Annotated in this window: 11 protein-coding genes; 4 read left to right on the forward strand and 7 right to left on the reverse strand. The window is 71.3% G+C overall.

Annotated elements, in window-relative coordinates; translation table 11 throughout:
• Positions 1–210: 210 nt before the first annotated feature.
• Genes AB0J87_RS43535 through AB0J87_RS43560 form a run of 6 tightly spaced genes read right to left on the reverse strand, consistent with a single transcriptional unit; the run spans position 211 to position 6,431 of the window.
• Positions 211–1,377 carry a lipid-transfer protein gene (locus AB0J87_RS43535; RefSeq protein ID WP_363976438.1) on the reverse strand — a complete coding sequence of 389 codons (1,167 nt, stop codon included), beginning with the start codon at positions 1,375–1,377 and terminating at the stop codon, positions 211–213.
• Positions 1,374–1,778: a MaoC family dehydratase gene (locus AB0J87_RS43540; RefSeq protein WP_363976441.1), complete on the reverse strand. Its 405-nt coding sequence runs from the start codon at positions 1,776–1,778 to the stop codon at positions 1,374–1,376. The genes AB0J87_RS43535 and AB0J87_RS43540 overlap by 4 nt, the downstream gene beginning before the upstream one ends.
• Complete coding sequence (locus AB0J87_RS43545; RefSeq protein ID WP_363976444.1) at positions 1,778–2,704, reverse strand: bifunctional MaoC family dehydratase N-terminal/OB-fold nucleic acid binding domain-containing protein; 927 nt, start codon at positions 2,702–2,704, stop codon at positions 1,778–1,780. The genes AB0J87_RS43540 and AB0J87_RS43545 overlap by 1 nt, the downstream gene beginning before the upstream one ends.
• Entirely contained in the window at positions 2,701–3,855 is a 1,155-nt protein-coding gene (locus AB0J87_RS43550) for an acyl-CoA dehydrogenase family protein (RefSeq protein WP_363976447.1), read from the reverse strand. The genes AB0J87_RS43545 and AB0J87_RS43550 overlap by 4 nt, the downstream gene beginning before the upstream one ends.
• Positions 3,855–4,826 (reverse strand): acyl-CoA dehydrogenase family protein, encoded by a 972-nt coding sequence (locus AB0J87_RS43555; RefSeq protein ID WP_363976449.1) that lies wholly within the window; start codon positions 4,824–4,826, stop codon positions 3,855–3,857. Before AB0J87_RS43555 ends, AB0J87_RS43550 begins: the two co-directional genes overlap by 1 nt.
• The gene (locus tag AB0J87_RS43560; RefSeq protein ID WP_363976452.1) at positions 4,827–6,431 is read right to left on the reverse strand and encodes an AMP-binding protein; all 1,605 of its coding nucleotides are present in this window, start codon (positions 6,429–6,431) and stop codon (positions 4,827–4,829) included.
• Positions 6,432–6,665: 234 nt separating this feature from the next.
• On the opposite strand from AB0J87_RS43560, the gene AB0J87_RS43565 reads away from it, so the two are divergent.
• Positions 6,666–7,262, forward strand: coding sequence for a TetR family transcriptional regulator (locus AB0J87_RS43565; RefSeq protein ID WP_355205529.1), 597 nt, complete (start codon positions 6,666–6,668; stop codon positions 7,260–7,262).
• Positions 7,263–7,439: 177 nt separating this feature from the next.
• Here AB0J87_RS43565 and AB0J87_RS43570 read toward each other — a convergent pair whose 3' ends face one another.
• Positions 7,440–8,399 (reverse strand): helix-turn-helix domain-containing protein, encoded by a 960-nt coding sequence (locus AB0J87_RS43570; protein ID WP_363976455.1) that lies wholly within the window; start codon positions 8,397–8,399, stop codon positions 7,440–7,442.
• Between the two features lie 78 nt (positions 8,400–8,477).
• Here AB0J87_RS43570 and AB0J87_RS43575 point away from each other — a divergent pair, with 78 nt between their 5' ends.
• The 3 genes from AB0J87_RS43575 to AB0J87_RS43585 all read left to right on the forward strand — a co-directional run bounded on the left by AB0J87_RS43575 (position 8,478) and on the right by AB0J87_RS43585 (position 11,664).
• Complete coding sequence (locus AB0J87_RS43575; protein ID WP_363976708.1) at positions 8,478–9,419, forward strand: NADP-dependent oxidoreductase; 942 nt, start codon at positions 8,478–8,480, stop codon at positions 9,417–9,419.
• Positions 9,420–9,516: 97 nt separating this feature from the next.
• Complete coding sequence (locus AB0J87_RS43580) at positions 9,517–10,506, forward strand: sigma-70 family RNA polymerase sigma factor (protein WP_363976458.1); 990 nt, start codon at positions 9,517–9,519, stop codon at positions 10,504–10,506.
• 42 nt (positions 10,507–10,548) lie between these two features.
• Positions 10,549–11,664 carry a steroid 3-ketoacyl-CoA thiolase gene (locus tag AB0J87_RS43585; RefSeq protein WP_363976461.1) on the forward strand — a complete coding sequence of 372 codons (1,116 nt, stop codon included), beginning with the start codon at positions 10,549–10,551 and terminating at the stop codon, positions 11,662–11,664.
• Positions 11,665–11,694: the final 30 nt, after the last annotated feature.

Raw genomic sequence — 11,694 nt, forward strand, 5'->3', positions numbered from 1 at the left:
TGGGCTCCAGCAGGCCAGACCGGTAACCGGGTCACGGGTGGGCGATGGCGCCGAAGGCCCGGGGGGTGCGTCGCAAGGCGCCTAAATAAGGAACGCCTGAGCCCCGAGCGCGAAGCGCCTCCCCGCGAAGACCTTTGGCTCGGGGCGGGGTCCAGCAGGCTGACCACCCAGTAGGGCAGCGGGTGGGTGAGCCCCGGCCCACCTACACGCCTACGAGTCGGAGGAGAGGATCAGGCCGCTGGTGGGTACGCCGGTGCCGGCGGTTACCAGGACGTTTCGGACGGCTGGGAGTTGGTTGGCGGCTGTGCCTCGGATCTGGCGGACGGCTTCCGCGATGCCGTTCATGCCGTGGATGTAGGCCTCCCCCAGTTGGCCTCCGTGGGGGTTCACGGGCAGGCGGCCGTCCAGTTCGATCGTGCCGTCCCGGAGGAAGTCAGGGGCCTCGCCTCGGGCGCAGAAGCCGAGCTCTTCCAGTTGGGCCAGGACGAACGGGGTGAAGTGGTCGTACAGGATTGCGGTCTGGATGTCTTTTGGCGATAAACCGGACATGTCCCAGAGTTGGCGGGCTACCACGGCGATCTCAGGGAGGCCGGTCATGTCGTCGCGGTAGTAGCTGGTCATCATCATCTGGCCCGATCCCGCGCCCTGGGCCGCGGCCGTGATCAGGGCGGGTGATCTGCGGAGGTCACGGGCGCGTTCGGCCGAGGTGACCACCAGGGCCACGCCGCCGTCGCTCTCCTGGCAGCAGTCGAGCAGGTGCAGCGGCTCGACGATCCATCTGGACGCCTGGTGCTCCTCCAACGTGATGGGGCGCCGGTAGAACCAGGCGGCGGGGTTGGTGGCGGCGTGGCGGCGCATGGCCACCGCCACCCGGCCGAAGTCCTCCGAGGTCGCGCCGTACGTGTGCATGTACCGGCGGGCGAACATCGCCACCCAGGCCGCCGGCGTCATCAGCCCGTACGGCACGTGCCAGCTCATCTCCAGCCCCTGGGAGGTGGGCTCGCCGGTCAGGCGGCTGTTCGGCTGGCCGAAGCGGCGGCCGGAGCGTTCGTTGAAGGCGCGGTAGCAGACGACCGTCCGCGCCATCCCCGTGGCCACGGCCATGGCGGCGTGCGCCACGGTCCCACAGGCCGCGCCGCCGCCGTACTCGACCCGCGAGAAGAACGTCAGGTCCCCGATCCCCGCCTCCCTGGCGACGGCGATCTCCTGGCTGGAGTCCTGGGTGTAGGTCACCATGCCGTCCACGTCGCCGGGTGAGAGCCCGGCGTCGTCCAGCGCCGCCAGTACGGCCTCCGCTGCCAGCCGCAGCTCCGAACGCCCCGACTTCTTGCTGAACTCGGTGGCACCGATGCCCGCGACGGCAGTACGCCCGCTCAACACGGCTTTCCCTCCTCGGCCAGGGCGAAGGTGACGGTCCCGGTGGCGTGGTCGCCCAGGCTCACCTTGCCGCGTACCTCGACCGTCAACCGGCCCTCCTCGCGCGACACGACCGTCCCGTTGAAGCACAGCCGGTCCCCCGCGTACGCCGGGACGCCCAGCTTGACGGCGACCCGCTCGATGACGGCCTCGGGCCCGGCCCAGTCGGTGACGTACCGCTCGACCAGGCCCATGGTGGTCAGGATGTTGAGGAAGATGTCCTTCGAACCCTGGGCGCGGGCCTTGTCGACGTCGTGGTGCACCGGCGTGAAGTCCATGGTGGCCAGCGCCGTGGAGACGACGAAGGTGGGGGTGAGGTCGATGGCCAGCTCCGGCAGCGCGGACCCGATCTCGGTACGCATCACGCGTCCTCCTTCGAAGGAGCCCACATCGGCAGGACGAGCTGGTCGTCCATCGGCCGGTACGTCACGCGCAACGGCATGCCGACGGCCACCTCCTCGATCGGACAGTCCACGACGTTGCCGACGATCCGTACCCCCTCCGGCAGCTCCACCACGCCGACGACGAACGGCGTCTCCCGGCCCGGCACCGGCGGGTGGTGGTGCACGACGTAGCTGTAGAGGGTTCCGTGGCCGCTCGCGACCAGGTGGGAGCTGTTGGCCGAGCGGCATTGCGGGCACAGAGGGCCGGGCGGGTGGCGGTGGTGGCCGCAGTCGGCGCAGGTCTGGATGCGCAACTCCCTTTCCCGTACGCCTTCCCAGAAGAACGCGGTGTCCTGGTTGATCGCCGGTTGGAGCGGGTACGCCGGCCGGTCGGCGGCGGGAGCCGCCTTGGTGCGTGGGCGAAATTTCAGGACTCGGAAGAGCATTTCGGCGACCGGCTCGTCGTCCTCGCCGTACCAGGTGACCTTCCAGGTGGCGAAGAAGCCGACCCCCAGCGCCGTCCGCTTGGGCCCGGCCAGGTCCGAGAACCGGGTGGCCGGGGTGAGCCGCTCGCCGACCCGCGCGTACCGGTGGTAGGTCTGCTCGCAGTTCGTCGCCACGACGCCCGTGTAGCCGCTCGCGTCGAGCGCGGCCATCATGTCGTCCACCGCCGAACGGTCCTTCGCCGACCGGCGCACCCCCGGCATCGTCCACACCTGGGCCATCGCGGGCGGGGCGACCCCTTTCTCCAGGTACGCCGGGTTCTCGTCGCCCATGGCGTCCAGCCAGTGCCGGATCATGGGGCCGTTCACCGGGTCCTGCGCCGGGGTCCCGCGCACCTCGCCCAGCGCCGCCTGCTTGCCCGCGAGCTCGTGCAGCTCCTCGTCACTCAGGGGAGGGGTCATCGCGGCGGCCTCGGCAGGTTCAGGCCGAGCATGGCGATCAGCTCCCGCTGCACCTCGTTCACCCCGCCGCCGAACGTCAGCACCACCGCACCCTTCACCCCGTGATCGGTACGTTCGAGCAGCTCGGCCGTCTCCGGATCCGACGGGTCCCCGTACCTGGCCAGGATGTCGCCGACGATCCTGCCGACCTCCTGCATGCGCTCGGAGCCGTAGATCTTGGTGGCCGACGCGTCGGGGGCGCCGAGCCAGCCGAGGTCCATGTTCGCGGCGACCTGCCAGTTCAGGAGCTCGTTGGTGCGGAAGAAGCCCCACACCCTGGCCAGCGCCCGCCGTACGTCCGGTTTGTCCGCCACCCCGGTGCGGCGGGCCCAGGCGAGGAAGCGGTCGTAGGTCTGACCGAGGTTCCCGGCCGGGCCGAGGGTGACGCGTTCGTGGTTGAGCTGGTTGACGATCAGGTCCCAGCCCCGGTCCACCTCGCCGACCACCATGTCCACGGGCACGCGTACGTCGCTGTAGTAGGTCGCGTTCGTGTGGTGGCGGCCGTCCATGGTGACGATCGGCGTCCAGGAGAAGCCGGGGTCGTCCGTGGAGGCGATCATCATCGTGATGCCCTTGTGCTTCTTGGCCTCGGGGTTCGTGCGGGCGGCCAGCCAGATGTACTGGGCGTAGTGCGCGCCGCTGGTGAAGACCTTCTGGCCGTTGACGACGTAGTGGTCGCCGTCGAGCACCGCCGTGGTGCGCAGGGAGGCCAGGTCGGTGCCGGCCTCGGGCTCGCTGTAGCCGATGGCGAAATGGCACTCGCCGGCGAGGATGCGGGGCAGGAAGAGGTCCTTCTGCTCCTGGCTGCCGTACTGCATGAGCGTGGGCCCCACGGTCTGCACCGTGATGATCGGGTACGGAACGCCCGCCCTGGCTATCTCGTTGGCGAAGATCTGCTGCTCCAGGGGGCCGTAGCCGCCTCCCCCGTACTCCTTGGGCCAGCCGAGGCCGAGCTTGCCGTCGCGGCCGAGGCGGCGGCAGTGCTCCATGTACGCCCCGCCGAACGGATCTTCCGCGATCTTCCTGCGGTCCTCGTCGGTGAGGCAGCCCTGGAAGTACTCGCGCAGCTCGTCGCGCAGGGCGCGCTGGGCTGGGGTCAGGTCGATCAGCATCAGAGGAGCGCTCCGATCAGGTCGAGCTGGGCGTCGGCGCCGCCGAGCAGGTGGGACAGGTGCTTGGCCTGCGCGAAATAGCGGTGCAGCGGGTACGTGACGTCCAGCCCGAGGCCGCCGTGCAGGTGCTGGCAGGTGTAGAGGGCCTTCCAGGCCTCGCTGACGTGGTACGCGGCCAGCGCCAGGTCCTCGTCGGCCGGCAGATCCTCGGCCAGGCGCCAGACCGCCGACCACATGGCCACGTCCAGGGCCCGCGCGGCGATGTAGACGTCCGCGATCTGCATGGTCACGGCCTGGAACTCGGCCAGCGCCCGGCCGAACTGCTTCCTCGTCCTGATGTACTCGGTGGTCAGCTCCAGCGCGCCCGCCAGCACGCCGCTCGCCTGGGCCGCCACGGCCGCCATGAACAGCCGCCGGGCCCCGGTGACCGCGGCGGTCCCCGCGACCCGCTCGGCCGGGGTTCCGTCGAGCACGATCGTGGCAGCGGGCTCGCCGGTGGAGGTGTACTCGGGGGTCGTGGCCGGCGACTCCACCAGGAACAGCCCCTCGTCGGCGGTGACGAGCACCAGGTCGCCGGGGTACGGCACCGAGACCTTGCGCCCGGTCAGCGCCCAGCCGCCGTCCACGGCCCGGGCGGCCGTCGAAGGCGGGTCGGCCGGCGCTCTGCCGGGCTCGCGGAGCGCGAGGGTCATCCCGTTCTCGCGACGTTGCTGGTCAAGGGTGCCATAGCGGGCCAGGGTCAGCGTGCTCACCAGCGCGGGCAGTGCGGGCACCGGCGCCGCCCGCGCTCCCACCTCCCGCAGCACCACGGCCATCTCCACGGGCCCGAGCCCGGCTCCCCCGGCCTCCTCCGGCACGCACACGCTCATGAGCCCGGCCTGCCGCAGCCGCTCCTCGTCCCCTTCCCTGGCGAGCACCTCGGCCGCCAGCTTCCGCAGGTCCTGCTGGGTTTCGTCCAGGTTGAAGTCCATTCACGTCTCCAAGAGGTGTTGCCTGCCGTGCCGTACGAACTCCTCCTCGATCCCCTTGACGTCCGAGTCGGTCAGCGGCCGGAGGCCGGAGCCCGACCGCATCCAGACCGGGTCTGCGGTACGCCAGCCCTCGCGGGCGAGGACCCGCTTGATGACCTTGTGGGAGGGCGTCTGGGGCAAGTGATCAGAAAGGCGGATATATCGGGGTAAGGACTTGGCACCCAGATCGCGGCGCGCCGCCAGGAACGCCGTGAACGCCCCCGGGTCGAAGGCCCCCTCCAGCACCAGAGCCGCCATGACCTGGTCGCCCGCCGCCGGGTCGGGCACCGGGTAGACGGCCGCCTCGACCACCCCCGCGAACTCCCTCAGCGCCGCCTCGATGGGCGCGACCGCCAGGTTCTCGCCGTCCACGCGCAGGCGTTCGGTGCCACGGCCCGCGAAGAACACGTAGCCGTCCCCGTCCGCGTACGCCAGGTCGCCCGACCAGAACGCGCCGTCCCTGATCCGCTCGGCGTCCGCCTCGGGGTCGTTGTAGTAGCCGTCGAACAGCCCCCGCCCGCGCACGTTGACCAGTTCGCCGACGGCTTCGTCCGGGTTGAGCAGCCGGCCGTCCTCGATCCGGCCCGGCGGGCAGGGACGGCCGGTGAAGGGGTCGAGGATCAGGATGCCCTCGGGCAGCCGCCCCAGGCACCCCGGCGGCCCGGACGGGTCGGGGGTGAGCGAGATGGCCGTCTCCGTGGAGCCGAAGGCGTCGATCACCCGGCACCCGAACCGCTCCCCGAACCTCCTCGTCGCCACCGCGCTGCCCTCGTTCCCGAACGCGATCCTGAGCGGGTTGTCGGCGTCGTCGGGGCGCTCGGGGGTGGCCAGGACGTAGGAGAGCGCTTTGCCCACGTAGTGCAGGTACGTGGCGCCGTACCGTCTGATGTCGGGCAGCAGCCCCGACGCCGAGAACCGCCGCCGCAGCGCCAGCGCCGCCCCCGACACCACGGCCGGGGCGTAGGCGGCCATGAGCGCTCCGGAGTGGAACAGCGGCATCGAGCAGTACACGACGTCGGACGGCGTGAGCAGCGCCCCCAGGCTCAACCCGGGGACGGCCATCTTGCGCTGCGTGATCCGCACGGCGCGCGGGCGGCCGGAGGTGCCCGAGGTGAAGATCAGCATCACGAGGTCCTCGGGCGCGGCATCCTCGCCGGACGCGGTGTCCGTGGGAGACGACGAGGCGTCCGGCAGGGGCAGCACCTCCACCCCCAGCGCCTCGGACAGCGGCCCGGCCAGCCCCGCGTAGGGGGTGTCCGCCAGGATCAGGTCCACGTCCGTGGCGCGGGCGTCGCGGATCAGCTCGTCGACCGAGCGGGTCGGGTTCAGCGCGACGACCACGTGCCCGGACAGCGCCGCCCCGCCCACGAGGAACACCAGCCCTGGAACGTTCTCGCTGAGCACCCCCACGTGCAACCCCGCGCCGCGCCCGGACAGCCAGGCCCCGGCGGCGCGGCAGGCAGCCACGTGCTCGCGCCATGACCACGTCGTGTCCTCGAACATCAGCCCAGGTCGATCGTCGTCGGCCCGTGCACGGAGCAGGGCCGCCAGCGTGTTCGCCGCCATCCGGAGTCTCCACCAAGCGCTCGGTCAGCCGAATCGCAAACTAGAACAGATTCTAATATCTGTCCAGTGCCCACCTATCCTGATAAGTCGCGACATACGGCTGTAACGCCACAGACATGGGGCTATAGGGCTTCTTTGTGACCCGCGAGTAACAAGCCACGTCATCGAGAAATCAGATAACGTGTTCTTATGCGTACCACGCACGCCGCGCCCTCCAGCGACACCGAGGGGACCATGGAGAGCCACCCCACGCCGGGCACGCACAGCGTCCGTACGCGTAGCCAGCACCAACGCCGCAAGCGCATCGTCCAGGCCGCCGCCGCGCTGGCCTCGCGCGGCGGGGTCGAAGCCATGCAGATGCGCACGGTGGCCGAGCGCGCGGGCGTGGCGCTTGGCACGCTCTATCGCTACTTCCCGTCCAAGATGGACCTGGTGGTGGCGGTGGTGGGCGAGGAGATCGACCTCCTCGAGAGCAGCATCGAGCGGCGTCCGCCCGGGGCCACCACCCCGTCGAGCCGCGCGGTGGACGTGCTCATGCGGGCGACCCGGGGGCTGATGCGCGAGCCGGAGCTGGCCGACGCGCTCATCCGCTCGTTGATCATGGCTGAGGTGCAGACGCCGTTCGGGGAGCGCATCACGGGGCTGCTGCTGCGGGTCTCGGCCGACGGCCTGACCCTCGAGGACGCCACCGAGGAGCAGGCCGACCTCGCGGGGTCGCTGGCCAGCGTGTGGGTGCAGGAGCTCCTCGAGATGCTCCGCGGCCGCCGCACCTACGACCAGATCCAGCGCCGCATCGAAACCGCCGCCGCACGACTTCTCACCGACATCTGACCCGTCGCCCGCCGCACTTCGGCAGAAGAGCAAAGCCCTACGTTACGGCTGCGCACGGGCAGGCCACCCGCCGCACTTCGGCTCAGGGCCCTCCAGGAAACGGCCGCTGACCCTTCAGTGGCGCGCCGCCGTTACGGCGCGCACAGTGGGCCGCCCGGGTGGTGTCCGGTGGGCCGATCACCTCATGTGGAACGTGCGCCGATACGCGTGCGGCGAGACCCCCACCGCCGCCTGCAGGTGCTGCCTGAACGAGGCCGCCGTCCCGAAGCCGGCGCGGTCCGCGACGCGGTCGACCGGCAGGTCGGTGCTCTCCAGCAGCTGCCTGGCCAGCGCGATCCGCTGCTGCGTCAGCCACTGCCCCGGGCTCAGCCCCACCTCCTGCCGGAAATGCCGGGTGAACGTGCGCCTGCTCATCCCCGCGTGATCGGCCAGGTCGTCCAGCCGGAGCGGCGTGCCCAGCCGGGTCATCGCCCAGGCCCGGGTGGGGGCGGTGCCGACGCTGGACGGCTCGGGCACCGGGTGCTCGACGTACTGCGCCTGGCCCCCGTCCCGCCACGGCGGCACCACGCAGGCCCTGGCCACCTGGTTGGCGACCCGGCTGCCGTGGTCGCGGCGGACGAGGTGAAGGCAGAGGTCCACCCCGGCCGCGGCGCCGGCCGAGGTGAGCACGTCGCCGTCGTCCACGAACAGCACGTCCGCGTCCATCCGCACCTTCGGGAACGCGGCGGCGAACCGCTCGGCGTCCCGCCAGTGCGTGGTCGCCGGACGGCCGTCGAGCAGCCCGGCCGCCGCCAGCACGTACGTGCCGATGCAGATGGAGACGATCCGGGTGCCGGGGCGGATCCGGGCCAGCGCCGCGGCCAGCCCGGCGGGCATCGAGTCCGCGCCCGTGAGCCCGGCGAACCACTCCGCGGCGGGCACCACCACCGTGTCCGCGCTCGCCAGCACGCTCGCGTCGTGCTCGACGGCGATGGAGTAGTCGGCGGCCGTGGCGACGGGACGGCCGTCGACCGTGCAGGTGACCACGTCGTAGAGCGGCTCGCCGCCGGGCCCCTGCGCGGCGCGGAAGATCCTGGACGGCACGCTCAGCTCGAACGGGATGACCCCGTCCACAGCGAGGACGGCAACGCGATGCATGGCCCGATTTTTACACATCATGACCTTTGGGCCACTCGCGGGTCTGGTCCCGGAACCAGCAGGCTGGGTCTCATGAAGATGAAAGCGATCAGCCAGGACGTCCTGGGCGGCCCTGAGGTTCTGAAGACGGTTGAGGTCGAGCGGCCCGTCCCCGGCCCGACCGAGGTGCTGGTGCGGGTGGAGGCGGCCGGGCTGAACCCGACCGACTGGAAGACCCGCGCGGGCGGCGGCTTCCTGCGGGACAAGCTGCCGTTCGTGCTCGGTTACGACGTCTCGGGCGTGGTCGAGGAGTCGGGCGTCGGGCAGGCGCTCTACAAGCCGGGCGACGAGGTGTTCGGCATGCTCAAGTACCCGGACGCGCACGGCGCCTTCGCCGAGTACGTCACCGCGCCGTCCCGCCACTTCGTGCGCAAGCCCGCCGCCGTCGACCACGTCCAGGCGGCCGGGATCCCGCTCGCGGGGCTGACCGCGTACCAGGCGCTCGTGGACGTCGCCGGGCTGAAGGGCGGTCAGCGCGTGCTCGTTCACGCCGCCGCGGGCGGGGTGGGGCACCTGGCGGTGCAGATCGCCAAGGCGCGCGGCGCGTACGTGATCGGGACGGCCAGCGCGGCCAAGCACGAGTTCCTGCGCGGTCTGGGCGCCGACGAGCTGGTCGACTACCGGGACGAGGACTTCGCCGAGGTCGTGCGGGACGTGGACGTGGTGCTCGAGACCATCGGCGGCGACTACGGGCCGCGTTCGCTGCGTACCCTGCGCAAGGGCGGCACGATCGTCTCGCTGGTGCTCCGGGAGCTCGACCCCGACCTGCACCGGCAGGCCGCCGAGCTGGGCATCCGCTCGGAGGCCATGCTGGTGGAGCCCGACCACGCCGCGATGCGCGCGCTCGCGGCCCTGGTCGAGGCGGGCAGGCTGCGCGCGGAGATCGCCGCCGCCCTGCCGCTGGCGGAGGCGGCCAAGGCGCACGAGCTCGGCGAGACGAACCGGGTCACCGGCAAGATCGTGCTCACCGTCTCCCACTGACCTGATTCATGGTCATTTCTTTGGGTCCGTAAAAGGTTTCCCTTAATCGACCGGCCGTGCGGTCAATTGTCGGTGGCAACGTCTATACAAGGGAGGTATGACCGACAAGCCGACGAACGAGGAGTTCCTCCAACAGGCTGACCCGATGCGGCGCGAGCTGCTGGCGCACTGCTACCGGATGATGGGCTCGGTGCACGACGCCGAGGACCTCGTCCAGGAAACGTATCTGCGCGCGTGGCGGGCCTATGAGGGCTTCGAGGGGCGCTCCTCGTTGCGCACGTGGCTCTATCGCATCGCCACCAGCGCCTGCCTGACCGCGCTCGACAGCCGGAGCAGGCGGCCGCTGCCCACCGGTCTCGGTGCCCCCAGCACCGAGCCGACCGCTCCCCTGGTGTCGGACCACGAGGTGCCGTGGCTGGAGCCCGTGCCCGACGCCCTGGCAGGCGTCGGCGGCGACGATCCCGCCACGATCGTGGCCGGCCGCGAGAGCATCAGACTTGCCCTGATCGCCGCGCTGCAGCACCTGCCGCCGCGGCAGCGGGCCGTGCTGGTGCTGCGTGACGTGCTCAGATGGAAGGCCGCCGAGGTGGCCGAGGCGCTGGAGACGTCCACCGCGGCCGTCAACAGCATCCTCCAGCGGGCCCGCGCCCAGCTCAACGAGGTGCAGCCGAGCCTCGACGACCCGGTCGAACCGCTGTCGGCCGAGCAGCGGGCCCAGCTCGACCGCTATGTCGCGGCGTTCGAGAACTATGACGTCGACAGCCTGGTGCACCTGTTCACCAAGGACGCGGTCTGGGAGATGCCGCCGTTCGTCGGCTGGTACCAGGGGCCCGAGGCAATCATGGAGCTCACCAGGACGCAGTGCCCGGCCGAGCGCCCCGGCGACCTCAAGCTGGTCCCGATCGCCGCCAACGGGCAGCCGGCGTTCGCGGTGTACTACCGCGAGAACGGCGTCTACGGGCAGTTCGCGATCATGGTGGTGACGTTCGCCGGGGAGCAGATCCGGCACGTCGGCATGTTCTTCGAGGAGAGCCTGTTCGAGACGTTCGGGCTGCCGTCGACGCTGGAGGGTTCCACGACAAAGTAGAACGCGTTACAGTCTCGCCAGAGCAACGTTCTGGAGGCGACTGTGGGCACACCTGTGATCGTCGAGGCCGTACGCACTCCCATCGGCAAGCGAGCCGGCTGGCTGGCCGGGTACAAACCGCAACAGGTTCTGGCTACCGCGCTGAACGGCCTCGTCGAGCGGTCGGGGCTCGACCCGGCGGCCGTCGAGCAGGTGTTCGCCGGGTGCGTGACCCAGGCGGGCGAGCAGGGCGGGCACGTCGGGCGCTACTCGTGGCTCTATGCCGGGCTGCCGTACCGGACCGGGGTGACGACGGTCGACGCGCAGTGCGGGTCGTCGCAGCAGGCGGTGCACCTCGCGGCGGCGATGGTGCGCGCGGGCGTGATCGAGGCCGGCGTCGGCTGCGGTGTCGAGGTGATGAGCCGGGCGCCCCTCGGCAGCAACGTGCGGCCCGCCACGGCCAAGCCGGACGACTGGAGCATCGACCTGCCCGACCAGTTCACCGCGGCCGAGCGGATCGCGCGGCGGCGCGGGCTGACGCGGGAGCGGCTCGACTGGCTCGGGGCGCGCTCCCAGCGGCTGGCGGCCAAGGCGTGGGCCGACGGGCGGTTCGAGCGCGAGATCGTGCCGGTCGGGGACGTACGCAGGGACCAGGGCTTACGCGAGACCACGGTCGAGACCCTCGCCAACCTCAAGCCCGTCGCCGAGGGCGCCCTCCACACCGCGGGCACCTCGTCGCAGATCTCCGACGGCGCCGCGGCGGTGCTGGTGATGAGCGAGGAGGCGGCCGCCAGGCACGGGCTGCGGCCCAGGGCGCGGATCCTGGCACAGGCGCTCGTCGGCGCGGAGCCGTACTATCACCTGGACGGGCCCGTGGAGGCGACGGCCAAGGTGCTGGCGGCGGCCGGGATGACGATCGGCGACATCGACAGGTTCGAGGTGAATGAGGCGTTCGCATCGGTGGTGCTGTCGTGGGCGGGCGTGCACGAGCCCGACTTCGACCGCGTCAATGTCAACGGCGGCGCGATCGCGCTCGGCCATCCGGTCGGCGCCACGGGCGCGCGGCTGATCACCACGGCGCTGCACGAGCTGGAGCGGTCGGACTCGGCGACCGCGCTCGTCACGATGTGCGCCGGCGGGGCGCTGGCCACGGCCACCATTCTCGAGCGGGCCGGCTGAGGGCTCGGCCGGTGACACTCATCACCCGAT

The organism is Nonomuraea sp. NPDC049625 (genome assembly GCF_040675285.1).
Lineage (GTDB): Bacteria > Actinomycetota > Actinomycetes > Streptosporangiales > Streptosporangiaceae > Nonomuraea > Nonomuraea angiospora_A.